Raw genomic sequence first — 742 nt, 5'->3', positions numbered from 1 at the left:
GACGCGGCTGCCCGCTGGCGCGGAACCAGTCAGAGTAGTGCCGTCGGCATCGATGGCCAGGTTACTCGGGCTGACTGGTGCAGTGGTCAGTGGTACATCGTACTCGAGGGCAACGGAGGCGTTGCCGCTTGGATCGGTCTGCACCAGGCTCAGCTGTTCACCCGGCTGTACCGCCGGGTCGAGGTTGATCAGGAAGGTGCCGTTGGCACCGACTACAGCAGTGCCGATCAATGTGCCGTTGGCATCGCGCACTTCGACGGTGGCCCCCGGCTCACCACGGCCGCTCAGTGCCAGGCCGTCAGCGCCGACCACGATATTGCTCACGGCGCCAGGTGGGGTGATATCCGGGGCATCGAACTGCAGCGGCGCCGAGGTGTTGCCTGCGGCATCCACCAGACGCACGTCCAAGGCTTCGCCATTGGCCTGCGCAGGGTTCAGGGTCAAGCTGAACAGGCCATCGGCGCCAACAGTGCCAGTGCCGATGAGAGTGCCTGCGGTATCACGCACCTGGACGGTAGCGCCCGGCTCGCCGCGACCGGTGAAGGTCACGCCGTCGGCCAGGGCCAGTTCAGTCGGTTGGGCAGGCGGCAGCAGGTCAGCAGAGGTGACCGAGCCCGGTTGCGACACGTTGCCGGCGGCATCGGTCAGGGTGACTTGCAGGGTGCTGCCGTCAGTGACGGCAGGGGCCAGGGCGATGACGAAGGTGCCATCCGCGCCAACGGTACCCGTCGCGAGGATGTTG

Annotated in this window: 1 protein-coding gene; it reads right to left on the bottom strand. The window is 66.7% G+C overall.

Annotated elements, in window-relative coordinates; genetic code table 11:
- On the bottom strand, nt 1-742 hold a 742-nt coding region (locus E8E78_RS00005), incomplete at both ends, for an Ig-like domain-containing protein (RefSeq protein WP_280311567.1).

The sequence above is a fragment of the Pseudomonas sp. BN505 genome, from assembly GCF_029873175.1.
In the GTDB taxonomy this organism is placed as follows: Bacteria; Pseudomonadota; Gammaproteobacteria; order Pseudomonadales; family Pseudomonadaceae; genus Aquipseudomonas; species Aquipseudomonas putida.
This window is presented reverse-complemented; position numbering and strand designations above follow the sequence as displayed.